This is a genomic window from Micromonospora orduensis (assembly GCF_006228125.1).
In the GTDB taxonomy this organism is placed as follows: Bacteria; Actinomycetota; Actinomycetes; order Mycobacteriales; family Micromonosporaceae; genus Micromonospora; species Micromonospora orduensis.
The window spans coordinates 29,517-52,211 of the sequence record NZ_VDFY01000078.1 but is presented as its reverse complement, the minus strand read 5'-3'; the positions used below and the strand labels follow the sequence as shown (position 1 = coordinate 52,211).

Sequence of the window (22,695 nt, the reverse complement as noted above, 5' to 3'; positions counted from 1 at the left end):
CGGTGGCCTTGCCTGGGGTGGCGCGGCGGGTGCTGCTGGCTACGGGCGAGGGCGTCACGGTGATGCGGGACCGGATCGAGCTGCCTGCGGAGACTGCGGCGATCGTGGCGCTGTGAGGCTGAGGCCAAGGCGCTCGAAGGAGGATGCACGCGGTTCTCGGCAGAACAGTATGACGGCTGACGACCTGCTGTCTCCAGCACTGTAGCCATCCGGACATCCGACCGGTAGGTGTTGAAGCTGACGAGCTGTCATGGCATGCTGGCGCCGCGTGAAGTACGGTGCATCTCTGCGGATTGAATTTTTGATTCCCGGTGCGGCGACTGTCGCTGCCGCTTTCTGGCTCCTAGTAGTGCTCGGCGATGCGTGGGGGTGGAATCAGCACCTGCGCTTGGCTCGTGTCGTCGCTGCATCCAATACGAGTTCCGTCCACGCGATCTTGGTTCTGCTGGTCCTGCTGGGACTTGCGTACACCATCGGAATTGTTGTAGTAATGGCAACCTTCTACTGGCCAACGAATCGCCTCGTTCAAAACCTGCGAGCCCAGCGGTTAGAAATGCTCGGTGCGGTCCAAGTCGAGTCCCAGGCCGATGGGGATCAGCCGCTCATCGGGCATCTTCATCGGCTTTTTCAGGACGAACCTTGGGAGCGCAGGCCTGAATCCTTGGCCTTGCGATCGTGGTGGAGATCCCGCAGGCGCTGGTGGCACCAGCTGTTCGCGAAGCCGATAAGTACGCGATACGACCTCCATCTCGCGGTCAGCCTCGCCCGCAGCAAAATGTCCGCTGCCTCTCAGGCTGAGTATGAATACCGACGATCAGTCCGGCAGATGTGCATTGGAATCGTTCCGGCCACCGTCATATGCGTGATAGCGGCAGAGGTGTCCATCTGTCGCAGCGACACCCCTACGATCAGCCTAAAAGCTGTGCTTGCAGCGCTGGTGCTTGCGCTTGGCACGGCTGTTGCCAGCGGTCTGCTAGCCGCCGTGCAGTATCAAGAGGGGGTTGCCCAGTGGCTTCTTATCGACATTGCGTTCCTGGAGTACTGGGCCGCGTGCAGTACGGCGGAGAAAAGATGTCCTCGGTGCAAATCGGATACGGAAGACAGTGAACGCGACAGCCGACTCGGGCTGATGTGCCGACGGCTGGGCGCTTTATTTAACCAGGTAGGTAGTTAGGTAGGAGAGCAGGAGCGTGGCAAGGTCATGTCGCCGCAGTTAAAACGTCGTTCAGCGTGGCCGGCTGCTTCAGGTTTGCTCTCCACTCCGCTGCGTGAGCACGGAAGTGTAAGCATCTATGTTCATTGCTGAGACCGTGCCCATCTGTTGGAGCCGGGCAAGGATCCGCATCGCGAAGAAGGCGAGGCCGACCTCGGCGTCTGCGATGACAAGGCCCGAATCTGCAGTGGTGCCTTCCGGTAGCTCGAACGCGCCGTGTTCGAGACCGCAGCCGAGATCGATCCGCTCACCACCGAGGCAGAGCCGCTCGTCCTGCTCGCCGGCTATCGACAGTAGCGGGAGAGTCTGACGACATTGACCGTTCCACAGCCGACGGCCGAACCTACGAGACGCACCAGCAGCGCCTGACTCCTCGCCCAGCAGGCACTCGCCGTTCGTTGCCACCTCAATACGCACACTCATCGGCGGAACCGGAAGCCGTGCGGGCGCTGCATCGAGGTCCTCCGTCCGGCTCGTTCAGGTCACCTGGCGACCGTAGCTAGCTCCGATGCTGGAGGACTGACGTCTTCCGAAAAATCAGCGTCATCGCTTGGATGCTTTGTCGGTGTACCGTCCAAGCGTGCGGGGATAGCAGGGCGTGGCCGCTATCCCGGTTCTTTGCCTGGGGGTGCGCATAGTCATGGTGAAGAAGCCGGACACCATCGGTGCCAGGATTCGCTACTGGCGGATGCGTCGGGGCGGGATGACTCAGGCCGTTCTCGCCGGGCTCGCTGGTGTCACCCAGTCGTACGTGTCGCAGGTTGAGTCGGGTCGGAAGACCATCGACCGTCGCTCCACACTGGTCGCTCTCGCTGCCGCGCTCCAGGTCACGGTGGCTGACCTGCTCGGTCAGGGCACCGAGTCCGGTGATCCGGCCCGCGAGAGCGCCGCCGAGTGCGTGCCGGCGATCTGGTCGGCCCTGATCGAGATCGAGGACGGCGAGCGCCGCCCTTCGACCTACACAGCGGAACGCCTGGCAGCCGAGATTGCCCGAGCCGACCAACTCCGCAACGCCTGTAATTACCCGGCAATGGCCCGAATGCTGCCGGGCCTGTTGCTCGAAGCCGCCGCCGTGGGCGGGACGACACTCGCCCAGGTCGCCTATCTGGCCTCTACCTGCATTCGACACCTCGGCTACCGCCACCTGGCCCTCAACGCCGCTCGGGTATCCGTGTCCGCCGCCGAGGACGTCGAGGACCGTGCGTGGCTCGGCGCATCCCGGTTCGTGTACGCGCAGAGCCTGCCGATCGAGTCCGCGCGCTTGGCGGCCAGATCCGCTGACCGATCACTGGTCGAGCTACAAGGGGACGCCTCCGACATCCGGGTGCGCCAGATGCTCGGTCAGCTTTACCTCATGGCTGCGCTGGCCTCGACCGTGGACGGTCGTCCCGATGTGGCCCGCGATCATCTCGCAGAGGCGACGCGTGAGGCGGCGAGTCTGGGAGATCCAGCAGACGGTGGCGGCTTCAACGGGTGTTGCTTCGGGCCGACGAACGTCGGGCTCTGGAAGATGTCCATTGCGGCAGAGCAGGGCGAGTCCGGCAAAGTGATCGAGCTGTCCCGGACGATACGGCCGCAGGTGCTCAAGGCGTCGAATCGCCAACTGTCGTACTGGCTCGATATTGGGCGAGCTCTGGCGGACGGCGGTCGTCGGGATGCCGAAGCCCTCGCCGCATTCGTCCAGGCCGAGCGGGCAGCACCGATCCCGTTCGCCATCAACCCCCTCGCCCGGGACGCCGTGGTGACCCTGGCCCAGCGTGCCCAGCGCCGAGCCATCCCCGACGACCTGCGCCTGCTCGCCGGCCGCATCGGCATCAACCTGGCCGCATAACTGCCAGTAATCACTGCATCACTAATCCGCCTTAGTGTCCGCTTTGGGACGTGACCGCGTCCCGATGACCTGGCGCGGCAGTGGTCGATCCCGAGCACGGCTGCGCCCTTACCGGATGAGGCGGGGATGGGCGGTCAGGACGACAACGCTCCGGAGCACAACAGCGAGGCGGCCGAGCAGGAGGCTGCCAAGCAGCGCCTCCTGGTCCAGGCCGAGGCCGAGCGCGTACCCGTGGAGGACACGACCCGCGCGGTTCCGGACCGGCGGTGGCGGCGTGACCAGCGATGACATCCCTGTCGGCCGCCGGGTGGCGAGCTGGCGGGTGCGGCGGCAGATGACGCAGCAGATGCTCGCCGACCGGCTACGCAGGTCGAAGAGCTGGGTGGACAAGATCGAGCGGGGCGCCCGCCCCCTGGACCGGTACTCGGTCATCCAGGAACTGGCCCACGTCCTGCGCGTCGAGCCGGAGGCGCTGCTTGGCCAGCCGCGGAGCACTCCGGCGGGCACGCCGGACGGGGTGGACGACATCCGGGCCGCGCTCGCCCGCTACGACATCCCGCACGCTCCACCGCAGACGGACGAGCTGCGGCGGCGGGTCGGGCACGCCTGGTTGACCTACCAGCACGCGCACTACGGGCAGTTGGTGCGCCTGTTGCCGGGTCTGCTCGACGCCGCCCAGGGCGCGCGGTCGGCGGAGTTGCTGGTGCAGGCGTACCGGATCACCTCGTCGCTGCTGGTCAAGCTCGGCGAGGCCGACCTGGCCTGGCTGGCCGCCGACCGAGCGATGGCCGCTGCCCACGACGACCCCGCCCTCGCGGCGACGGCGGCCATCTCGGTCGGCCAGGCGCTGCGCGCGTCCGGCCGCGACCGCCTGGCCCTGGCCGCGACGCTCGCCGCCGCGAACCGTGTCCGGCCGCAGCGGTCAGCGGGGGAGTGGGCCGTGGGAGGGGCGCTGCTGCTCCAGGCCGCGCTGGCCGCCGCCGGCTGCGGCGAGCACCGCCGCGCCGACGAGCTGACCGACCGGGCCGCGGGCGTCGCCACAAACCTTCGGGGGTACGACGATCAGCACCGCACCTGCTTCGGTCTGATCGCCGTCGAGCTGACGCGGGTGCTGGTGGCAGCCTCGCGGAATGACGCCGTTGAGGCGCTACGAAGGCACTCGACAGTGGTGCGGCGGGAGGCGTGGCGAAGGTTGCCGGCCGAATATCGGGGCGCGTACCTGGTCGACGTCGCGCGGGCGTGTCTCCACAGTGGTGACCTGCGCGGGGCGGCGCGGGCGTTGGTCGACGCGGACAGTGTCGCGCCAGCTGAGGTTCGGTGGCGGCCGGTGGCGCGTACTCTCATCGCCGATGTCGCCCGCGCGCAGCCGGCGCCGGCCGGCGTGGCGCGACTGGCGACGTTGGTCGGCCTCAGTCGCTGACCAGGTCACTGCGTCGAACGACAACCACCGTGGCGTGACGCAGCGGAGGGACCGCTCCTCCGAGTGGTCCCTCCGCTGGTGTGCTGGTGAGTGGCTAGACTTCAGGTTGGCAGTTCACCTGTGCTCTGCTGCGGCGGGCGCAGACCTCGGGAGGGTGTTCCAGCACCCTCTCGAGGGGCCGTCCCATCGGACGGGTGCCTACTCGCAGAAGACCCGCACGGTGGCATCGGGGGAGTCCACCTCCACCGTCATGTCGTCGAGGTGCTCCACGAGCGCCTCCAACTGCTCGGGCTTGAGCTGCGTCAGGTCGATCGGCACGCCCGAGTCGCTGAGTGAGGCGTTGGCCTTGACCAGGGCCTGCGGCGGGACCAGCGCCGCCAGCCGTACGCCGGCCCGCAGCAGTTGCAGTGGCACCCGCACGTTGACCCGCGACGGCTCGCCGTTGTCGGTGGCGTCCACCACCACCCGCAGGTACTTCACCTTGCCCTTCGGCCGGGCGTCGAGACCTGCCGCCGCCGGTGCCTGGTCCCGTTCGAGTGCGGCGATGAGCTGCTCCGCCTCCTCCGCGGTGATCTTGCCGGCGGCCAGCATGTCGAGGATGTCCTTGCGTTGTTCGGTCATTCGAACCTCTCCTATCGGATGGCCACGAGCACGGCCGTGCGGCCCTGCTCGATGTCGAAACGGGCGCCGGGCAGCGCGGAGATGACGCGCCAACCGGCACCGAGTGCCCGCACCGCACCGATGCGGAACACCAGGCAGGCCACGATCGCCGCTAGCACGACCAGGACCACGATCGGGAAGAGCAGGAGCGCCACCGGGAGCACCGGAACCCAGACGCGGATGGGTCGGCGGGCCGGGCGGTTGACCTTGACGGTCACCAGCTGCGGCATCACGGTCGGCCTTCCAGCTCGGCCAACGCCTGCTGGGCGGTGATCTCACCGCGGCGCAACCGGTCGATGACGTCGGCCCGCGACGGCGCCGGGTCGGTCTCGACGAAGTCGAGCATCTGCGTGATCCGGTTGAGTCGTGACTTGATCGTCGGGTAGCTCACCCCGAAGATGCGTTCCATCTCCTTGATCGAACCGTTGCAGCGCACGAACGCCGTGACGAAGACCTGATCCTCGACGTTGAGCTGAGCCAGTTGCGGTAGCTCGAACTCGCCCTCGATCGCGACGCCGTTGCCCGCCAGGCGCACCCGCTCGACGACGAACGGCTGCCCCCGCGTCAGGCTGGTGAGTTCCTGCCAGTCCATCGCCTGATCTGTCATACCTAAAGTCTAGGCTTAAGAATCCTCAACTTCCAAGAGCCAGACCTTAACTTTCTTAATCTCGTCCTGCCGGCTGACGCGATCCGGCTCGCCGCGCGCCTATGCGCCCGAGATGGCCTTGAGCGCCGTGTCGAGTGCCTGGTCGGCCGGGACGGGTACGTCGGGGACCACGCCGACGCCCTCCCAGTTGGTGCCGGTGACGCTGTTGATGGTCCGGGCGGTCGGCACGGTCACGAGGATGTGTGCGGTGACCGGGTGGCGGGCCGTCGGATGCGCGCCGCCACGGGTCGTCTCACCGACGACGACGGCCCGGCCGTGCGCCTGGAGGGTGTACGCCACGTCCTCGCCCCCGGAGAACGTCATCGCGCTGGTGAGTACATAGACCGGGCGGTCCGCATAGCGCGGCGCGGGAAGGTGCGCGGTCGTCCAGAACTGACGCGTGGCGCCGGTGGACCGCTCGTAGAAGTCGTTGAGGTGCACCTGGTCGTCGCGGAAGAAGTAGCTGCACCACATCGCGGCTCCCTCCGGCGTTCCACCGCTGCACGCGCGCAGGTCGAGGATGAGCGCGGAGCTGAGGGCGACCAGTTGCATGGCCGCGCCGATCGCGGCGGCGCCTTCGTCGGCGTACGCGATGCGCCGTACGTCGATGAGCCCGACGTTCCCGTCCACCTGCTCGACCCGGCGGATCCCCTGGTTCTCCGCCCTGAGCAGCGCGAGGAACGCGGCCCGCCCCCCGTCCTCGTCCGCCGGATCGAGCGACTGCGGCTGGTCCGCCCAGAGCAGCCGCAGATGCTTGTCCGGGCACACCTGCTGAAGGTCAGCGGTCACCGTCTCGCAGAGCGCCGGCCCGTCCAGGTCGTCGTACTCGCCGGCCTTGAGGCGGCGCCGGATCGCGACGTCGATGTCCGCGACCTTCGCGGGAAAGACGTACCCTGCCTCGATCCGATCCAGGGCCTGTCCGATTATCTGTTCGTTTGAGAGCACGGCGGGCCACGGTAGACCGTAAGCAGCCCCACGACCATCGAATTCCGGCTCAGGAGCGCGGCAGGAAGCCCACGAGCGACGTGATGATGGCGAGCCGCAGGGCTGTTTGCAGGTCGATGTGGTGGACCGCGAGCGCCGGCTCGGACTCGTAGACGGCGAGCAGGCTCGGCGGCGGCGACGTGTAGGCGGACACCGCGCCCGCCACGAGCAGGGCTTGCAGGCAGAACAGTTCGGCGCGTTCGCCGACCTCGGGCAGGTGCCGCCGGATGAGGTCGGCCATCAGCGCGAGGTTGGCGAGTGAGGCTCGCTTGTGCCGGCGGACCGCCTCGACCGAGACGTTGTGTTCGAGCACCCCGCCCTGCGCGCCGAAGAGATCACAGAGCACCGTCTGGGCGGCGAGCGACCGGCTGAGCACGTCCGCCGCCTGCTCGGCCCGTTCCAGCGCGGACCGGCTCGGGTCGACGCCCTGGTCCAGCTCGTGCTCCAGCTCGGTCAGCCAGGTCGTCGTCCGGTCGTCCAGCAGGTCGAGCAGCACCGCTTCGCGGGACTCGAAATAGCGCAGCACCGCCGTCTTGGCCAGGCCCACCCGCCGGCTCAGCTCGTTCAGGGTCACCGCGGCCACCGGCATCTCGTCGAGCATCGCCGAGGTCGTCTCCAGGATCGCCTGGCGCCGGACCGCACGCTGCTCCTCGCTGCGTGCCCGCTGGAACGTCATACCGCCAACCCTAGCTTAGGTACCGCCGGTCCCTTGACAGTGTACCGGTGGTACATTACCGTTCAGACATAACTTACCGGCGGTACATTGGGAGCCTGAGATGAACTGGACCGAGCAGCAGATTCCGCGCCAGGACGGCCGGGTGGCAGTGGTCACCGGGGCCAACACCGGGCTGGGCTTCGAGACCGCCCGGCTGCTCGCCGAGCGCGGGGCGTCCGTCGTGCTGGCCGTACGCGACACCGAGAAGGGCAAGCGGGCCGCCGCCCGGATGAACGGCGACGTCTCCGTACAGGAACTGGATCTGACCTCGCTGGACTCCGTGCGCGCCGCCGCGGCCGACCTGCGCGCCGCCCACCCGCGGCTCGACCTCCTGATCAACAACGCCGGTGTCATGTACACCCCGAAGCAGACCACCCGCGACGGCTTCGAGATGCAGTTCGGCACCAACCACCTGGGCCACTTCGCGCTCACCGGCCTGCTGCTCGACCTGCTGTTGCCCGTGCCCGGCTCCCGGGTGGTCACGGTCAGCAGCGTCGGGCACCGCATCCGCGCCGCCATCCACTTCGACGACCTGCAGTGGGAGCGTTCGTACGGCCGGGTCGCCGCCTACGGCCAGTCGAAGCTCGCCAACCTGATGTTCACCTACGAGTTGCAGCGCCGGCTCGCCCCGCACGGCACCACCGTCGCAGTGGCCGCACACCCCGGCGTCTCCAACACCGAACTGGTCCGCAACTCCCCGGCGGCCGTCCGCGCGCCGATCACCTGGCTCGCCCCGGTGATCACCCAGCCCGCGACGGCCGGCGCGCTGCCCACCCTGCGGGCCGCCACCGACCCGTCCGTCCTCGGCGGGCAGTACTACGGCCCCGACGGCCTGGGCGAGGTGCGCGGCCACCCGGAGCTGGTCACCTCCAGCCCCGAGTCCTACGACGTGACCGTGCAACAACGCCTCTGGGCAGTCTCGGAAGACCTCACCGGCGTGCGGTTCCCGGTCGGCCAGGCGGCATTCGCGGCGTGACCGTGCGACGAGGCAGGTGAGATCGGTCGCGGCGAGGCCCGGACGGGTCTCGCCGCGACCGTCGGCGTGAGGTCTGGCGACGTCAGCGGGGCGCGACGCTTAGCCCTCGGCGGACCTGCCAGGAGGCGGCGGGAAAGGCCGTGATGAAGCCAGCGATCAGCCCGATCTGGCCGGCGAACCAGAACGTGGGGCTGTTCGGTCGCAGGGTTGGCTCCGGAAAGACCATGTGATGCGCCAGCGTCAGCCACGCGAACAGGGCCACCTCGAACGCGGTGATGGTCACCAGTTCCACCTTCACGACGGTCGTCAGCGCGTGCCAGATCTGTCCGACGCTGTGACCGGGCCCGTCGAAGAACCGAAAGAGAACAGCGATCGTCACCGCCGCCAGATAGTCACCGGCGTAGTCGATCCACAGCGCGTTCTGGGGCGGGTCGAATCTGGCGACGTACAGGGCGACCTCGGCGACGATGAAGCCGAGAGCGCAGTGCGCCCCACAACGGGACACCTGGGTCACGATGACGCCCTGGCGATGCCGTCGAGGCTGATCGTCCCGCCGTCGCGGCGACAGCGCCTCGGGCCTGCCCCAGTTCCAGTAGAGGCGGACGGCTGCCGGACCGACGTAGAGGACGGTCACCAGCCAGACGATCTCCATGACCTTGACCGGCTGACGATGCCCGCGCAGGTAGGTGTCGGCGAGGACGACCGCGAAGCTGACGACGCCGACCGCGAGCGAGGCCCAGGAGAGCGCCACGAGCCAGGTCGGCTGCATCCTCGCCCCTTCCACGCGCCGGGCGCCGGTGCCTGCCCCGGCCGAAGGGGGAGGGGGCTCGCTGACTGGTGTCGACGGCCGAGGACGCCCCACAGTCTTTCATGGCGTACTCGTCCGTACCGGCCGATCGGCCGTTCGTCGTGCTGGCCGCTGGCTGGCGAAGTCGACGCCCGCGAACGTGCGGCGCGCGGATCACTCGAAGAACTTGATGCTGAACCCGGTGTCGGCCGTCGGGCCGGGCACGTTGGCGCGGCGGTAGGTGGTGTTGCCCCACCAGCAGAAGGTGCCGGTGTACCAGTACCGGTTCGCCCACGAGTACGCGGTGCCCTTGGGTACGGCGTGGAACATCAGCGGGAACCTCGGCCCGGCCGGCGGGCTCGTGGCGATGTCACCGTTGAGCAGGACGAAACTGTGGTGGCCGGGCCCGTTCACGTGCAGCGTGGGATCCCAGCCGGCCATCATGGTGGCCCGGTTCGAGCCGAACAGGCAGCCGTTCGACTTGTACCAGTCCCACACGTACGTCGGATCGCCGCCGGCCCGCAGTCGCAGGTCGGCGAGACAGTACTGGTCGCTCCAACTGCCGTTGGCGGAGTAGACGATGTGGAGCTGCCCGTTCGGGTCCCTGATCGCCTCGGGGGCCTCGTTGATGAACGGGTTGCCGACGACGCGCTCCCAACTCTCCCTCGGCTGGGAGATGACGAACCGGTTGCCCGTCGGGGTGAGCGGGTCGCTCATTCGGCTGAGATAGATGTTCTGTTCGACGTTTGTGTCGCCGGCCCACCCCGACCACACGAACCACCGCTGCCCGTCGAAGGTGAACAGGCTGCCGTCGATGGCCCACTTGCCGCCGGGCAGCGCGAGCTGCCGCTCGGCCGTGTAGCCGCTGGCCGGCGACGCCGAGTGGATCGCGTACATCCGGTGTGCGGCGCCGCGCCCGGCCGAGAAGTAGATGTAGTAACGGCCGCCATCGGTGACGATCTCCGGGGCCCAGACCTCACCGAGGTTGCGGCTGTCCGTCCACACCTGCCGCGCGGTTGCCGCCGCCAGCCCGTCGGTCGACGCCGCCTGCCGGACGGCGATCCCGCCGTTGAGCGACTGGACGGAGATGTAGGTGCCGCCAACGCGGATCACACTCGGGTCGGCGGCGCGCAGACCGGTCTGCCCGGCCGCCGCCGGCCCGGCGCCGGCAGCGGACAGGCCGGTGGCGAGCACGGCGGCCAGCATCCCCGAGAAGAGCCGCGACAGGATTCGACAACCCATGATCGGTCCTTTCCTCAACCCGGCGCGCGCGTCAACCCGTACTGTATTGGAAAACATCGATGCCCGTACGGATGCCGCCGGTCGCGCGCGGACCCGCTACTCGCGGCCGAGCCAGGTGGCGACGCAGGCCTCATTGCCCTCGGCGTCGGCCAGGACCCACCACCGGGGTGCGTGCGCATCGGAGACCAGGTGGCCGCCGGCGGCCAGAGCCGCGGCGATGCGAGCCTCCGCCTGATCGTGCGGGACGGCGACATCCAGGTGCATACGGTTGCGCTGTGGGCGCGGCGCCTGCATCGGCTGCAACCCGAAGCCCGGTCCCCGGCGCGACGGGTCGGACAGGTAGTCGTCGCCGATCTGCCGATAGCCGAGCAGCGCCCGCCAGAACGGCAGCACGTCCGCGCCGACCAGTGCGTCGAGGGTGACATTGATGAGCTGCACGGCGCTCGGGTCGGCGGAGATGTCCAGTGCCCTGGCGGCGGCCGAGATCCGACGAGCCAACGAGATGTCGCGCCGACTCAGGCTCACGGTGACGCCGGTGCCGCGCAGGTCGACGGCGAGGTACTGCTGCTGGGCCTCGTCGGCCAGCCGCCCGATCGCCGCGACGAGCGCGACGCCCTCGGTCAGCGAAGCTGTCGGGAAGTGGGCCGAGACCAGGTGGTAGAGGGAGCGCCAATCCTCGACACCGTCGGCCGCGTGGAACTGCCCCGCCGTGATCTGCGCAGTCATGCCGGTGACGCTACCGACGTGTCAACCTCCTCGCGCTCGTCGGCCGTGTCCGCCGTCGACGCGTCACGAGGTGCGCGGCAGCGCGAGCCGGACGCGCCCGGAACTAGAGTCGCAGGCATGCGGATCCGGATCGACGGCAGCGACCTGCCCGGGCGACGCGCCGGCGCCGGGGCCGACGCGCTGCGGCTCGGCAACGTGCACGTGGGGATCCAGCGAAAGGGCGAGGTGCTCGACCAGGTGCCCGCCGACGCGGCGGAGGCGACCTGGTCGTTCGAGGTGTCCAGCCGGGAGATCGACGGCGTGCTGGACGTCGGCGGGCCGTGGGTGCACGGCCGGCCCGGAGCGCGGTTCCTGTACCTGAGCTGGGGCGCGGTGACCGACGACGGCTTCGCGATGTTCCGACGGGCGAAGCTGATGTTCACCGACATCCCCACCGAGCTGCTCCGCGCCGCACACGAGGACGGTCGGACACTGGTCGGCCGGCTCGGCCTGACCGACGCCGCCGGCGAGCCGCTGTGCGCCCGGGTACGCCCTCCCGCCATCGCCTGGACAGTGGAGTGACGCTTTCGCTGCCCGGCAGGCGCGGATTGATCATCACGGGGGCATCGGTTAACGTGCGCGTTCGTGAAACCCATCCGCGTCGCCTCCGTGCTGTTGGTCCTTGCCGCTTCGACTGTCCTCACCGCCTGTGGGGGAGAGGACGCGGCACCGACGGCCGGATCGACCCCGTCGGCGCCCACGTCCGCAGCCCCGTCCTCGGCGGCGCCCTCCACGCCGGCCACCCCGGCGTCGGTTGCTCCGGCCACGTCGAGCGCGACGGGAGGGATGAGCGACAAGAAGCTGTGCGAGTCGGCGAAGAAGGCCGGGGACGAGATGAAGGCGGCCCTCATCGACATGGTGAAGACGGGTGAGCCCTCGGCGGCGGACTACCGGAAGATCCTGACCGGACTGGATCGGGAGCTGACCCGGGTGGCATCGGCCGGCGCGGGCAACAGCAAGGTGGCAGCCGCCCTGCGCCGCTTCGGTGACGAGGCGGCCAAGGCGGCGGCGGCGCCCGACCCGGCGAGCGCCGCCGACAATCCGACCTTCGAGAAGGCCGGCGCGAACATCACCACCGCGTGCAAGGCCGCCGGAGTCACCGTGAACTTCTGAGCCGGCGTCACGGGACGGTACGGCGTCGCGCCAGCCCCTGAGCAGGGCGCGGACGTCGCGCACCCTCGTGCGTGGTGCCCGGGGGTGGGCGGCTAGCTGGCGAAGTCAACGCCCGTGAGGGCGACCGAGCGGTGCGCGGCGAGGAGTTCGGCCTGCGCCGCGACGGCCTTGCGGGCGGCGTCCGACAGCCTCTGCCAGGGCTGGACGGCGACCGTGAACGTCCTGCCCGACTTGCGGGGACGCCAGGTGCCGACCAACTCGCCGTCGACCAGGACGGCGCCGGGTCGACCCAGCACCGGCCACAACTCCTTGGCGCGGGCGGCGTCAGACACCAGCGTCGCCCGGTCCTTGGCCTGCAAGAACAGGTCATACGGGCCGAGCAGGCGCGTCCCGGTGCCCTCGGCCGACTCCAGCGCCTCCTCGTCGGCGGCCAACAGCGAGCGCACCTCGCCGCCGACCGTCACCTCGATCACATCGTCCGGCCAGAGCGCCTTCACCTCCTTCGACGGCGCGTCGAGATAGTCGGCCACCTGTTTCGGGGTGGCCGGGCCGAGCAGGCGAAGGTACGCGCGGATGAGGTCGAAGCGGTCGTCCACGGCCGCCGCCTTCTTGAACCCGGTGATGCGCCGCAGGACCGGAGGTGAGGTGTCGAGATCCAGCTCCAGTCCGGCCCGCACGGCGGCGAGCCGGAACGGCATCTCGTAGACGTGCGTGGCGTCACACGGCCGGCAGAACCGCAGGTACGGCTCGGGCAGCATCGTGGCCAGCCGGCCGGACACCTCACCCTTGACCGTCGGCGCGGTGACGATGGCGCGCATGCGGTCGGCCACCTCGTCGAGGGCGGCGAGGTTGCCGATCCCGGCGGCCTTCAACGGCTTGGAAGCGTCGTAGATGCGCCTGCCCGCGTCGGCGTCGGAGAAGGGCTCGACCGCCGCCGCCACCGCGCCCACGTCGGCCCGACGGTAGAGGTGGGGAGCGCCTCGCACCGTCCACAGCAGGATCATGTCCTTGTCGGACAACGCGGTCACGTCGACCCCGCGCCCGGCGAGTGCCCAGCGGGCGCCGTCCGGCCCGGTGTTCTGCACACCGATGTCCAGGATCGCGGTGTCGGCGAGCGTGCCCTCGCTCCGGTCGAGCTGCTGCGCCCGGACGCGGAAGTTCATCACCTGGTGCCGATCGACCATGCCTGCACCCTAGTCCGGCAGAATGACACGCTCGTGCCAATGCCGGCCGGGGGAGGCGCCGATGGGTTACAGCTTCGAGCACGTCGAACTGCCCGAACCCGCCGCCACCGCGCGCGCCCACGCCGAGGCGTGCCTCGAACTCGGCGGGTCGTGCGGCAACTGGCCACGGTGCCGTGACGAATACGAATCGCTGGCCGCCGCCCACCAGTTCGCCCTCAACGTCGCCGGCATGGGGTTCTGCCGGGAGCACATGCGGCGCGCCGGCATGACCTACCAGGCGACACCGCGGCCCTTCCCCGACTGGCCGTTCGACGGCATCGACGACTGGCGCAACGCCGAGCAGAGCCGACGGGACGCGTACCAGCAGGCCGAACGGACGGCTGCCGCGCAGACCAGCCCCGGCATGGTCGGAATCCCCGAGTTCAAGTTCACGAGCAACGGCCCCTGGCTGGTAGGCACGACCGAGATCGAACAGGCGCTCATCTTCTACGAGGCGTCACCAGCCAGCCTGCGCGCCGAGTGCGAGGCCGACGAGCTGTGGGTCGCCTGGCTCGCCTGGCTGCGGGAGGCACGCGCCCACGGCGGGTTCACCGTCAGCTGAGCGGTCCCGCAGCGCGGCGTCAGGCTGGTGCCACATCACCCGGGGGTGGATCGTCCGCGGCCGTGCGGAGCGCCTCGAACTGGCTGTTCAGTTTGTCGACAGCCGCCTGCAGGCAGCTCTCCAGGTCCTCCGGCCGGTACCGGTCAGCGGCCTTTGTCGCGTAGTCCAGAAGGTGAAGGTCGAGGCCGGGCAGCTGGGTGTCCTCGCGGGGGAAGGAGCCGTTCTCCTCCGGCCAGGCGAGCCGGACGAGCGGCAGCGCGAGCTTGACGTCCTCCCGCTTCCTGCGGCGGGATCGGGTCTCCAGCAGCACGGCGCAGGCCTCCTCGACGACCTCACGGGCAGTCGCCTTCGCCGCGGAGACCGCGGACTGGAGCGCATCCCAGGACTGTCCGTGCGCGGCCACCGCGTCGCGTGCCTCCTGGACCAGCCGGTCGGCCCGATCCTCCGCGTCGGCGATCCGGTGCTCGGCGCGCTCGCTGCTGTCCGCGTACGGGTTGTGTGACTGCACCTTCACCGCGATGGCGCCGATGCTCAGCAGGATGAGCAGCACCACGAAGGCCGGCTGGTAAACCGCGAGCCACTCGAACTCCGCGGCCTCGGACTGGGCCCGGACCAGCGCCGCAACGCCGAGCAGGCCGAGGACCAGCGCGCCGAACAGGACCGGGCCTGGCAGCCGGGACCACGGCAGGTCGTCCTCCCGGCGTTCCAGTGGCTCCGGTCGCCAGTCCCAGAAGATCCGGCGCAGCGCCACGGCGGGGTTCAGCGGCGGCAGCTCGAGTCGCCGGCTCAGCCGGTCCCGCCGCCGCAGCAGGTGCGTCGCCAGTTCGACGCCCGCCGCGTAGAGGCAGACCGCGATGCCGACGCCCGGCAGGTAGGCGAAGTAGAAGAGCGGATGCTTCCAGTCCACGTCGAAGATCTGCTGCATGAGGCTGCCGATGAACGAGGCGTCGAAGAGGGCGGAGAGGCCGAGCACGAACCAGAGCAGCCGCGGATGCATGGCACGTCGGCGGCGATCCTCGGGGCCGTCGCTGGCGTGCCGCCGCACCACCCGGTCGTTCTCGTCCAGGGCCTCCACGACACTGCCTCGGGCCCGGAAACGATCGACCTGGTCGATCCGGGCACGGGCCGCGTGATAGCGGGCGACCACCTCCGCGCTCGCGGTGTTGACCGGCGCCTGGGACTGCCGCACGGAGGCGTTGCCCGCGGTGAACGCCCGCAGCAGCGCGGCCGCCTCCAGGTCGTCCGGGTTCTCCTCGTAGCGGGTCGGGCCGAGCCCGATCGGGTCGGCGGGTGCCCCGGCACACGATGCGGGAGCGACCCATCTCGGCGCGCGGCCGTTTGTGTGAATGGTGCCGTCCGTCATGGGATCCCTCACAGAGTCGTTCAGCTCGCGGTGATGTCGACACGGCGCAGGCACTGCAGACCCGCGTCGGAGGTGTCGCTCGACGGAACGGGGGTGCCGTCGAAGCAGGTCGTGGTCGCCCCCATCCCACGAGACTGCGGCGACCGCACCCCGTCGGCCGCGAGCGCGTCGGCGACCGCCCGCGCCCGGTTTTCGGACAGGGTGCGGTTGTCCACCTCCCCGCCCCGTGGATCGGCGTACCCCGAGACCACGACCCGTGTGTAGGGACTCGACCTGATCTGCACCGCGATCCGGGCCAGCACCGGGGCCGCCTCGGGGCGCAGCGTCCACCTGCCGGTGTCGAAGAGGGCGCCGGGCAGGGAGAAGGCCGCCGCGTCGGTGCCGAACCGCACCGGCGGGTCCTGAACGCTCTCGTCGGGCGCGGGGACGGTGCCGGCCGTGTCGGTGTCAGGCACCGTGCCCGCCTCCGGTGCGCCGGTCGCGCCCGCCGCCACGCAGAGCGCGGCCCACATGTCTCTCAGCCAGCGGACCTGGGCGGTGCTGGGCATCGGCTGGTCGGCACCGGGATGACCGACGCCGACCATGGTGACGGTGATGCCATCCAGGTCCTTGACGCCGAGTTCACCCTTCAGGCACTCCGCCACGATCGCGTCGATCTCCGGCTTCCCCCGGAACCTGGAGCGGGACAGATCCGCACAGCCGTGGGTCACCAGACCATCGGTCGCCACCACCAACTCGCGGGTGGGAGCCCTCGGGTCAGCACGCAACCAGGCCGCGGCCTGACTGATCGCACGCAGGACATCGGTACCGCCGGGGCCCGGCACCGTCTGCTGAGCGTGGCGGACATCGTCTTGCAGGCAGCCAGCGGCGTCCTCCCGCTTGCCCTGCCGGTTCTTCGGGTTGCTCGCCTGTTCCTTCCAGTTGGTCGCCCGGGTCGTCAGGCTCAGGTTGCCGGACGGGCCGCTGAACGGGGAGATGGCGACCGTCCGCTGATCCCCGACCGCCTGCTCGATCGTGCCGCGGAGAGCGGCCGGATAGTCCGGGGAGCCCACACCGGACGCGGATCGGGTCGACGTCGAGACATCGACGAGAACGGCCAGCCGGCCGACCCCGGCCTTCGGCGACTCCGCCAGCCAGCCACACGTCGGCTTCTTCGGAGGCGGCGGGCAACCGGTCGTGACCGGCAGGGCCGCGAACAGGGCCACGGCGCACAGCACCCCGCTGCGCCTGACGCCACTCATCGGGCCGTCCCCGCTTCCTCCGGCTCGACCGGTTCGCCGAAGTCGGCGAGGTGCCACTTGCCCAGGTCGATGCCCATCTGCCGGCAGAACGCGCGAAGGGCCTTGTCGTACGCGTTCGCGAACTCGAACAGACCGACGCGCTCGTGATCGCGTACCGCCTGGGCGAGTACGCCGACCAACTCGTCGTACCGGGACCGTCGTTCCGCGGCGAGGGCACTTGTCACCTTCGCCAGATCCGCGTCGACCAGACTCGCCGCGAACGGGACCAGGAACTGGCGCTCGTCCTTGCCGAGGTGACGGAACTGCTCCAGCTCCTGGAATCCGTGCAGCCACCGCTCGGTGCGTTCGCGGACGATCTCGTCACGCGCCATCGCCAGTTGCTGTTCGATACGCCGTAGCTCGAGCGGAGCCTTCTGCTCCCGCAGCCGGGGATCGATCGTCACCCGGATCGACGGGCGGCAGCGCAGGTCGGGGTTCGCCTTGGGCCAGCAGAACCCGCCGGCGAGCGACTCGTTGAGCAGCTTCTCGGCGCCCGCCGGGTCGAGAGGGTCGAGTGACCGCGCCTGGCGCCACACCGCCTGCGTTGTCCGCTGCCGTGCGATGTCCTGGTAGGCGGCCGACTCATCCTCGATCTCGTCGAGGTCGAAGTGCCGGGACGGGCTGTCCCAGCGCAACTGCACGAAGACGTGGAAGTCGTAGACGTCGCCGTGCGCCGGCACGACGACGGGGGTGTCGCTCGCCGGCGGCTCGTAGACCTCTCCGGGCCCACGAGCGGGAGGAGGATCGACAGGGCCCCCCTTGAACGCCTTCCAGATACGGCTGAAGAAGCTGTCGGTCCTCGCCATCAGTTGCTCCCTGGGTCGAGTTCGGGGGTGAGGCGTTGCAGCAGCGCGGCGATGAGCACCGCGTCCGGGTGGCGGTTGCGCCAGATCCGGAGATTGAAGCGGGCCCGGTTGTCGAGCGGGTCGGCGAAGATCTGCATCGCCAGTGCCTCGACGAGAGCCCGGAGGTCCTTGTCGTGATCGGCGGCGAGCAGCCACCGCCGCATCGGGTTCCAGGCGCGCCGGGACGTCTCGGCGTTGGTGAGCGCGTTCCGCCACAGGCTGACCAACGCCTGCTGCCATCCCCGCCGATGCTCGGCCAGCTCCGGCAGGGCCGGCCAGCCCTGCCGTTCCGCGCTGCCCGGCTGCTGAGCGAGAATCACCAGGCTCCGTACGGCGTGCTGCGGCAGGTACTCGTTCGAGGAGGTGATCCAGCTCGCCAGCTCGTCCATGACCTGGTCGGTGGCGCCGAGGAGGAAGAGCGTGCTCATGGCGGCGGCGACCGAGCTGCTGGCGGCCAGCTCGGGCTGGCGACCCATCCGGGTCAGCTCGCGGATGGCCACGGGAACGTCCTCCTGCCCCAACCGCATCCCGTAGACCCGGGCGGCGGTGTCCTGGAGCAGCGGATCGGGGCTGCGCGTCCAGTCGTGCACCCGCTTACGGACGCGTTTGGTGAGGTCCCGGTCGACATAAGCCATGTCCATCGCGAGCGCCGCCGAGCGTCTGTACCTCGCCTGCCACCGCGCCCAGACCAGGATCAGTGAGCGGTAGACCTGCTCGAAGTCGAACCCGGCGAGAATCCCGGCGATCTGCGCGGCGCGTAACCTCACCTTCCACGACGGGTTTCCGGCGAGCACCGTCAACCAGGTCATCAGGGGCTCGCGCAATGAGTCGTAGTCGTGCCAGGCGACATCGAGGATCGCGGTGATCAGCGTGTCGTCGGTCAGCTCCGCGCAGCGTGGGCCGGACCGTTGGTTGTCGTCGCGCGCCGACGCCACCATCGACGGGTGGATCAGCTGATCCACGTTGCCGTCGAAGATGAGCCGGTCCGGTGGGGTTTCCCGGGTCTCGTAGAGCGGCATGATCTGTCGGCTGAGCAGCTCACCCGCGAGGAAGACGTCGGACAGCGGGTGACCGGCGAAGACCGCGTAGGCGATCCGGAACGCCTGACGACGCGGGGCCGGCTGCGTCTCGTCGGTGTCCTCGGCGGCGGCCAGGATCTTCTTGGCGAGCTTGCGGGAATGGTTGTCCCACTCGGTCAGCGCCTGCTCCAGATCGCCGTCCTCGTCGCTGCCGGGGGGAGCGACGAGGTAGCCCTCCAGGAACTCGGCGAGCCTGACGACGTGGAAGACCGAGGTGGCCAGTCGGATCCGGCGGGCCACCGCCGGGTGTTCGACGACAGCGGCGTGCCGGACCGGGTCGGGACGCTGGGCACCCTTCGTGCGCTCGGCCGCCCGGTTCATGTCGAGCCGCGCCTGGAGATGGCGCTTTAACACCTGCTGGTAGTCGGGGTGCTCGTGCGTGAAGGTCGCCTCGGCGACCGCGCCCTTGCGGTCGTCGAGGATGACCACGAAGGCACCGGCGTCCCGGGCCCGGCGCCGTAGGGCATCGACCGCCCCATCTCGCATCGGGCGGCCGGCACGGTCGATGATGAGCCCGTCGCCGGCCTGCATCACGCAGTCCTCCGCCAGCACCGAGAAGATCAGGTCGTCGTCGACCTCGACCGTGCCGATCCGGTCGGGCCGGCAGCCGACCTCGCCGAGGAGCTTGACCGCCGTGGTCCTGCGACCGCTGCCGACGTCGCCGCAGAGCCGCACGAGATGCTCCTCGTTCAGCGTTTCCCACATCACGGCGAAGCCGGGTACCCGCACGTAGGTATCCATCTGGGCGGCGACGTACCGGGCGCCGAAGAATCCGTACTGGACGGTGAACTGTCGTCCGCCGTAGGAGACGTGGTAGACCCGCTGGTCGTAGTAGGAGGCGCGGGCATTCGGACCGGAGGCTGCGGCTCCCCGACCGGTCCTGCTCTGGTTCCGCTGGAACCGCTCGCGATCCTTCTGCTCCTCGGGGTCGTAGTCGGCCCGGTCGCCATCGTCCGCGGCACCTGGGGCGCTCGGCTTCTTGCCCTCGGTCGACTCGGCGTCGAAGCCCTCCCGGATCCGCTCGGCCACCTGTTCGTCCGCGCGCCGACCGGGGACCGCCACGTCGCTCTGCGCGGCCCGGGCATCAGTACGGTTGTCGCCGGCGCTGGAGCCGTTCGGAGTCGGACCGGACGGCAGTTCGGGAAGCCGCTGAACGGGCACCCTCGGCCCTTCGGCGACACTCGGCGCGGTGGGCTCCGCCGCGGACTGCTCCGGGATGTCCGGCACAGTGCCTGTCACGTGGCCGTTGGCGGCCGGGTCGGAAGTGTCAGGCACGTCGCTCACTCGTCCTCCCAGGGCCGAGGCGGTCGCTTGCCCAGGGGGCCCGGATCGTTGTCGTAGTGGATGGCCTTAGCGTTGGCACCGGCGGCGGCGGGTCCTCGGTGGGTTGTTGCGATGTTGCTCGTGCTCGTGTCCTGGCTCGGCCGCTGTCGAACCGGGATCTGGTTGCGGAGGACCGCGACGATCTCGGCGAGGTCGTTGTCCGCCTCTCGCGAGCGGAGGTGCCGGTACTGGAAATCCGACAGGCCGGCGATGTCCGAGGGAAGGTCCTGCGCCTTCGGTAGGGAGGCGCCGTCGAGCAGTACCGGCAGCACGACCTTCTGCCACTTGATGGATTTCCGGATCTCGTAGCGCACGTAGTCCTTCCGGTTGGCGATCCTCCGGTTTCCCTCGGAGTCCTCAAGGTCGAGCCATTGCCGACCGATGAGGACGAGCAGGACGCGAGCGTCCCGCAGGCGGCGCTTCAACTCGGGCGGAAACTGTTGCCCCGCAGGCAACCCCGTGGAGTCGAGAAAGACCCGTTCCTTGCCGAACACGTCACGCAGTCGCTCGTTGAGCAGCACGGCCATGTCCTGTCCGTCGCCGGTCCGGTAATTGATGAATACGCCAGTCATTCAGTCCGCCTTTCGGCTGCACAGCGCACGTGTTCGACGCTGCGTTTGCGACGCCATCGTCGTAGAGCAGCGGCGTGAAGGTGCGGAAAGCGGCAGGTTCGTCACTCGAGCGAATGTCGCTGCTCGAGAATCAGAGTTTCATCGAACGCCGCGGCGAAGCAATGGCGTTTCCCTCCACCGTTTGGCCGGACAACGGGACACCGAGGGTTACGCCGATGTTTACTTTCCGCCAGAGTGCAGGACGAGGGTCAGGTCCTGGTTCACCCGGCAGACCTCCGCAACGTCGCGCCAGCGGCCGAGGGTCCTCTTCAACAGGCGCAGGTCGACCCGGACGGTGGCGGAGTCGACCAGATGGGCCGCGGCGATCGTCCGCTCAGCCACCGCGCAGGCGTGATCCAGTTGTCGCACGCTGGCCAACGCCAGTGCGAGTCGGGCACCGTAGCGGGCCCGAGCCCGGAACGCCTCAGATGGGATCGCTTCGAACTCCGGCATGAGCGTCTCCGCCGCTCGGGCCGGCTTACCCAGGTCGAGCAGGCACCAGCCCCGGACGAACGGCACGGGACTGCGGACGGTGCTCGACCCCAGAGGTGGCGTTCCCCCGGTCGGCTGGTCGCCGGTGGGATCGGTCAGTTCCTCGGCCTGGTCGAGCGCACGCAGGCAGGCGTTCTCGTCGCCGGCGAGGGCATGTCCCTGCGCGATCCGCTGCCACGCGAAGGCGCGGACCCGCCTACCAGCCGCCCGGGCCAGGGCAGCGTGACCCGAGGCGAGCACACCTACCGCATCCTGCCGGTAGAGCGCGATCTCGGCGGCACGCACTGAGGCGTAACCGGTCATGTCGGCGTCGTCGCCGGCCTCGGCGAGGTCGACGGCGAGCGTCGTCCACCAGGTGGAGGTCCGGTCGTCGCCGTTTTCCTGGGCCATCCAGCCGGCGTACTCGGCAAAGCGGGCGGCCAGGAGGAAGGCTCGAGCCCGGTCGGCTCCAGATGCCCGCGCGGCGCGTCCGCGCAGGGCGCTCGCCGCAGTGGCGACCTGTGGGAAGACCTCCGCCGGAGCGCTGCTCTGGCCGAGCGCCCGGAGGCTGGTCAGCTGCTGCCGGTAGGGATCAAGGCCGTCGTGGACGAACTCGGTACGCGCCGTGACGGGTACGGTCCCGGCGCTCCAGGACATCATCGCGACGGTCCCGGAGGCGAGCAACGCTCGCCGGCTGATCGCCTGGAACTCGCCTGATCCGTCCGGGCGTGTGTGAATGGTCAACCCCTCGTCCCTCCCATCCGGTCCGGGGTCGTCGTCGCCGGCCTCAGGTGCGCGGCGCGGCGAGACGAGCCGGAGCAGGGCGCCGTCGGCGGCGAGGAACGCGTCGCAGAGTCGAGCCACCTCAGGGCTCGGCCTCTTGTGTCCGGACTCGATCTTCGAGAGGTAACCCTTGGTGTAATTGATCCCTCGGGCGAGATCGCTCAGCGAGCGTTGCGCCGCCAGGCGGCGCTGACGCAGCTCTGTGCCGAAATTATGCAGACCGGTCGGCTGCTGTTCCATGGTTGGCACCCCGTTTCCGTCGCGCATTCGGGGAAGTGTGAGGGCAACGGTATCGGGACCGTGCAGCAGGAGCGAGAGACTTCAACCGGTTGGCGAACAGGTCCGGCTCATCTGGTGAACGTGAGGTAGAGGCCGACGCCAAGAATCGCCAGGACGGACGATCCGTAGATCAGTACGATCGACGGACTGCGGAGTGCGCCGACCACATCGGCAATTCGCGTCCGCTCAATGGTCAATACCCAGCTGGCTGTCGTCTGGCCGACAGCATCACGGTAGAGGACACGGTACGCGCGTTCGAGGCAGAGATAGTAGGCATCGAGTACCGCGAACGCGACAATGACGTAGAAGGCGATGAACACCACGACGATGGTGTCGGCCTTTGCCCCGAACCCGAGTAGTGCCGCGGTCACCGTCACGCACCAGGTCTTCACCGCCGTTGACTGGGTCGACAACCGGGTGATGACGGACTGGATCATCTGCAGATACGCTTCCTCAGCCACTGCACGATTGTGTCAGTCACGATCAACCTGAGCCATCCACCTTCGCGGATCAACGAGATCCAG

25 protein-coding genes are annotated in these 22,695 nt (G+C 69.3%); 8 read left to right on the top strand and 17 right to left on the bottom strand.

What is annotated here, in order from left to right; genetic code table 11:
• Positions 1-268 precede the first annotated feature (268 nt).
• Positions 269-1,174: a hypothetical protein gene (locus tag FHG89_RS02990; RefSeq protein ID WP_139582567.1), complete on the top strand. Its 906-nt coding sequence runs from the start codon at positions 269-271 to the stop codon at positions 1,172-1,174.
• 69 nt (positions 1,175-1,243) lie between these two features.
• Here FHG89_RS02990 and FHG89_RS02985 read toward each other — a convergent pair whose 3' ends face one another.
• Positions 1,244-1,636, bottom strand: coding sequence for a hypothetical protein (locus FHG89_RS02985; protein WP_139582565.1), 393 nt, complete (start codon positions 1,634-1,636; stop codon positions 1,244-1,246).
• A gap of 217 nt (positions 1,637-1,853) precedes the next feature.
• Here FHG89_RS02985 and FHG89_RS02980 point away from each other — a divergent pair, with 217 nt between their 5' ends.
• The 3 genes from FHG89_RS02980 (at position 1,854) to FHG89_RS02975 (ending at position 4,464) form a co-directional block, all read left to right on the top strand.
• Positions 1,854-3,044 carry a helix-turn-helix domain-containing protein gene (locus FHG89_RS02980; RefSeq protein WP_139582564.1) on the top strand — a complete coding sequence of 397 codons (1,191 nt, stop codon included), beginning with the start codon at positions 1,854-1,856 and terminating at the stop codon, positions 3,042-3,044.
• 126 nt (positions 3,045-3,170) lie between these two features.
• A complete protein-coding gene (locus FHG89_RS33505; protein WP_244295121.1) occupies positions 3,171-3,332 on the top strand; it encodes a hypothetical protein in 162 nt (53 codons plus the stop codon).
• The gene (locus tag FHG89_RS02975; protein ID WP_139582562.1) at positions 3,319-4,464 is read left to right on the top strand and encodes a helix-turn-helix domain-containing protein; all 1,146 of its coding nucleotides are present in this window, start codon (positions 3,319-3,321) and stop codon (positions 4,462-4,464) included. Before FHG89_RS33505 ends, FHG89_RS02975 begins: the two co-directional genes overlap by 14 nt.
• 198 nt (positions 4,465-4,662) lie before the next feature.
• On the opposite strand, the gene FHG89_RS02970 is transcribed toward FHG89_RS02975, so the two are convergent.
• The 5 genes from FHG89_RS02970 to FHG89_RS02950 form a co-directional block, all read right to left on the bottom strand.
• Positions 4,663-5,085: an SHOCT-like domain-containing protein gene (locus tag FHG89_RS02970; protein WP_139582561.1), complete on the bottom strand. Its 423-nt coding sequence runs from the start codon at positions 5,083-5,085 to the stop codon at positions 4,663-4,665.
• A gap of 11 nt (positions 5,086-5,096) precedes the next feature.
• A complete protein-coding gene (locus FHG89_RS02965) occupies positions 5,097-5,354 on the bottom strand; it encodes a hypothetical protein (RefSeq protein WP_139582559.1) in 258 nt (85 codons plus the stop codon).
• Positions 5,354-5,731, bottom strand: a complete 378-nt coding sequence (locus FHG89_RS02960; protein ID WP_208760842.1) for a DUF2089 domain-containing protein — start codon at positions 5,729-5,731, stop codon at positions 5,354-5,356. Before FHG89_RS02960 ends, FHG89_RS02965 begins: the two co-directional genes overlap by 1 nt.
• A gap of 99 nt (positions 5,732-5,830) precedes the next feature.
• Positions 5,831-6,715 carry a S41 family peptidase gene (locus FHG89_RS02955; protein ID WP_139582557.1) on the bottom strand — a complete coding sequence of 295 codons (885 nt, stop codon included), beginning with the start codon at positions 6,713-6,715 and terminating at the stop codon, positions 5,831-5,833.
• A 49-nt stretch (positions 6,716-6,764) separates the two neighbouring features.
• The gene (locus FHG89_RS02950) at positions 6,765-7,430 is read right to left on the bottom strand and encodes a TetR/AcrR family transcriptional regulator (protein ID WP_139582555.1); all 666 of its coding nucleotides are present in this window, start codon (positions 7,428-7,430) and stop codon (positions 6,765-6,767) included.
• A gap of 100 nt (positions 7,431-7,530) precedes the next feature.
• Here FHG89_RS02950 and FHG89_RS02945 point away from each other — a divergent pair, with 100 nt between their 5' ends.
• A complete protein-coding gene (locus FHG89_RS02945) occupies positions 7,531-8,445 on the top strand; it encodes an SDR family NAD(P)-dependent oxidoreductase (RefSeq protein WP_139582554.1) in 915 nt (304 codons plus the stop codon).
• A gap of 82 nt (positions 8,446-8,527) precedes the next feature.
• Here the strand turns inward: FHG89_RS02945 and FHG89_RS02940 are convergent, their stop codons facing one another.
• From FHG89_RS02940 to FHG89_RS02930, 3 genes are all read right to left on the bottom strand, one after another.
• Positions 8,528-9,214, bottom strand: coding sequence for a DUF4396 domain-containing protein (locus tag FHG89_RS02940; protein WP_139582552.1), 687 nt, complete (start codon positions 9,212-9,214; stop codon positions 8,528-8,530).
• Positions 9,215-9,406: 192 nt separating this feature from the next.
• Complete coding sequence (locus FHG89_RS02935; protein ID WP_139582550.1) at positions 9,407-10,474, bottom strand: glycoside hydrolase family 43 protein; 1,068 nt, start codon at positions 10,472-10,474, stop codon at positions 9,407-9,409.
• A gap of 96 nt (positions 10,475-10,570) precedes the next feature.
• Positions 10,571-11,200: a VOC family protein gene (locus FHG89_RS02930; protein ID WP_139582548.1), complete on the bottom strand. Its 630-nt coding sequence runs from the start codon at positions 11,198-11,200 to the stop codon at positions 10,571-10,573.
• A 117-nt stretch (positions 11,201-11,317) separates the two neighbouring features.
• On the opposite strand from FHG89_RS02930, the gene FHG89_RS02925 reads away from it, so the two are divergent.
• Both FHG89_RS02925 and FHG89_RS33500 read left to right on the top strand, forming a co-directional pair.
• Complete coding sequence (locus tag FHG89_RS02925) at positions 11,318-11,761, top strand: DUF5990 family protein (protein ID WP_139582547.1); 444 nt, start codon at positions 11,318-11,320, stop codon at positions 11,759-11,761.
• Between the two features lie 264 nt (positions 11,762-12,025).
• Entirely contained in the window at positions 12,026-12,352 is a 327-nt protein-coding gene (locus FHG89_RS33500) for a hypothetical protein (RefSeq protein WP_139582546.1), read from the top strand.
• Positions 12,353-12,444: 92 nt separating this feature from the next.
• On the opposite strand, the gene FHG89_RS02915 is transcribed toward FHG89_RS33500, so the two are convergent.
• Complete coding sequence (locus FHG89_RS02915; RefSeq protein ID WP_139582545.1) at positions 12,445-13,536, bottom strand: winged helix DNA-binding domain-containing protein; 1,092 nt, start codon at positions 13,534-13,536, stop codon at positions 12,445-12,447.
• A gap of 61 nt (positions 13,537-13,597) precedes the next feature.
• On the opposite strand from FHG89_RS02915, the gene FHG89_RS33495 reads away from it, so the two are divergent.
• The gene (locus tag FHG89_RS33495) at positions 13,598-14,137 is read left to right on the top strand and encodes a hypothetical protein (protein ID WP_244295120.1); all 540 of its coding nucleotides are present in this window, start codon (positions 13,598-13,600) and stop codon (positions 14,135-14,137) included.
• Between the two features lie 19 nt (positions 14,138-14,156).
• Here the strand turns inward: FHG89_RS33495 and FHG89_RS02905 are convergent, their stop codons facing one another.
• From FHG89_RS02905 to FHG89_RS02875, 7 genes are all read right to left on the bottom strand, one after another.
• Positions 14,157-15,500 (bottom strand): hypothetical protein, encoded by a 1,344-nt coding sequence (locus tag FHG89_RS02905; protein WP_139582543.1) that lies wholly within the window; start codon positions 15,498-15,500, stop codon positions 14,157-14,159.
• Positions 15,501-15,520: 20 nt separating this feature from the next.
• Positions 15,521-16,741: an OmpA family protein gene (locus tag FHG89_RS02900; protein WP_139582542.1), complete on the bottom strand. Its 1,221-nt coding sequence runs from the start codon at positions 16,739-16,741 to the stop codon at positions 15,521-15,523.
• Positions 16,738-17,586, bottom strand: a complete 849-nt coding sequence (locus FHG89_RS02895) for a hypothetical protein (RefSeq protein ID WP_139582540.1) — start codon at positions 17,584-17,586, stop codon at positions 16,738-16,740. The genes FHG89_RS02900 and FHG89_RS02895 overlap by 4 nt, the downstream gene beginning before the upstream one ends.
• Positions 17,586-19,988, bottom strand: a complete 2,403-nt coding sequence (locus FHG89_RS02890) for a hypothetical protein (protein WP_139582539.1) — start codon at positions 19,986-19,988, stop codon at positions 17,586-17,588. Before FHG89_RS02890 ends, FHG89_RS02895 begins: the two co-directional genes overlap by 1 nt.
• A complete protein-coding gene (locus FHG89_RS02885) occupies positions 19,985-20,599 on the bottom strand; it encodes a TIR domain-containing protein (protein ID WP_139582537.1) in 615 nt (204 codons plus the stop codon). Before FHG89_RS02885 ends, FHG89_RS02890 begins: the two co-directional genes overlap by 4 nt.
• A gap of 219 nt (positions 20,600-20,818) precedes the next feature.
• A complete protein-coding gene (locus FHG89_RS02880; RefSeq protein WP_167517329.1) occupies positions 20,819-22,132 on the bottom strand; it encodes a helix-turn-helix domain-containing protein in 1,314 nt (437 codons plus the stop codon).
• Positions 22,133-22,239: 107 nt separating this feature from the next.
• Entirely contained in the window at positions 22,240-22,632 is a 393-nt protein-coding gene (locus tag FHG89_RS02875) for a hypothetical protein (protein ID WP_139582534.1), read from the bottom strand.
• Positions 22,633-22,695 lie beyond the last annotated feature (63 nt).

What these genes read in the sequence shown, in the direction of transcription:
- FHG89_RS33505 (WP_244295121.1), top strand. Translation starts at nt 3,171, where the DNA reads ATGGGCGGTCAGGACGACAACGCTCCGGAGCACAACAGCGAGGCGGCC.
- FHG89_RS02945 (WP_139582554.1), top strand. Translation starts at nt 7,531, where the DNA reads ATGAACTGGACCGAGCAGCAGATTCCGCGCCAGGACGGCCGGGTGGCA.
- FHG89_RS02970 (WP_139582561.1), bottom strand. Translation starts at nt 5,085, where the DNA reads ATGACCGAACAACGCAAGGACATCCTCGACATGCTGGCCGCCGGCAAG.
- FHG89_RS02905 (WP_139582543.1), bottom strand. Translation starts at nt 15,500, where the DNA reads ATGACGGACGGCACCATTCACACAAACGGCCGCGCGCCGAGATGGGTC.
- FHG89_RS33495 (WP_244295120.1), top strand. Translation starts at nt 13,598, where the DNA reads ATGGGTTACAGCTTCGAGCACGTCGAACTGCCCGAACCCGCCGCCACC.
- FHG89_RS02925 (WP_139582547.1), top strand. Translation starts at nt 11,318, where the DNA reads ATGCGGATCCGGATCGACGGCAGCGACCTGCCCGGGCGACGCGCCGGC.
- FHG89_RS02915 (WP_139582545.1), bottom strand. Translation starts at nt 13,536, where the DNA reads ATGGTCGATCGGCACCAGGTGATGAACTTCCGCGTCCGGGCGCAGCAG.
- FHG89_RS02900 (WP_139582542.1), bottom strand. Translation starts at nt 16,741, where the DNA reads ATGAGTGGCGTCAGGCGCAGCGGGGTGCTGTGCGCCGTGGCCCTGTTC.
- FHG89_RS02895 (WP_139582540.1), bottom strand. Translation starts at nt 17,586, where the DNA reads ATGGCGAGGACCGACAGCTTCTTCAGCCGTATCTGGAAGGCGTTCAAG.
- FHG89_RS02980 (WP_139582564.1), top strand. Translation starts at nt 1,854, where the DNA reads ATGGTGAAGAAGCCGGACACCATCGGTGCCAGGATTCGCTACTGGCGG.
- FHG89_RS02960 (WP_208760842.1), bottom strand. Translation starts at nt 5,731, where the DNA reads ATGACAGATCAGGCGATGGACTGGCAGGAACTCACCAGCCTGACGCGG.
- FHG89_RS02930 (WP_139582548.1), bottom strand. Translation starts at nt 11,200, where the DNA reads ATGACTGCGCAGATCACGGCGGGGCAGTTCCACGCGGCCGACGGTGTC.
- FHG89_RS02935 (WP_139582550.1), bottom strand. Translation starts at nt 10,474, where the DNA reads ATGGGTTGTCGAATCCTGTCGCGGCTCTTCTCGGGGATGCTGGCCGCC.
- FHG89_RS02950 (WP_139582555.1), bottom strand. Translation starts at nt 7,430, where the DNA reads ATGACGTTCCAGCGGGCACGCAGCGAGGAGCAGCGTGCGGTCCGGCGC.
- FHG89_RS02965 (WP_139582559.1), bottom strand. Translation starts at nt 5,354, where the DNA reads ATGCCGCAGCTGGTGACCGTCAAGGTCAACCGCCCGGCCCGCCGACCC.
- FHG89_RS02880 (WP_167517329.1), bottom strand. Translation starts at nt 22,132, where the DNA reads ATGGAACAGCAGCCGACCGGTCTGCATAATTTCGGCACAGAGCTGCGT.
- FHG89_RS02885 (WP_139582537.1), bottom strand. Translation starts at nt 20,599, where the DNA reads ATGACTGGCGTATTCATCAATTACCGGACCGGCGACGGACAGGACATG.
- FHG89_RS33500 (WP_139582546.1), top strand. Translation starts at nt 12,026, where the DNA reads ATGAGCGACAAGAAGCTGTGCGAGTCGGCGAAGAAGGCCGGGGACGAG.
- FHG89_RS02985 (WP_139582565.1), bottom strand. Translation starts at nt 1,636, where the DNA reads ATGAGTGTGCGTATTGAGGTGGCAACGAACGGCGAGTGCCTGCTGGGC.
- FHG89_RS02940 (WP_139582552.1), bottom strand. Translation starts at nt 9,214, where the DNA reads ATGCAGCCGACCTGGCTCGTGGCGCTCTCCTGGGCCTCGCTCGCGGTC.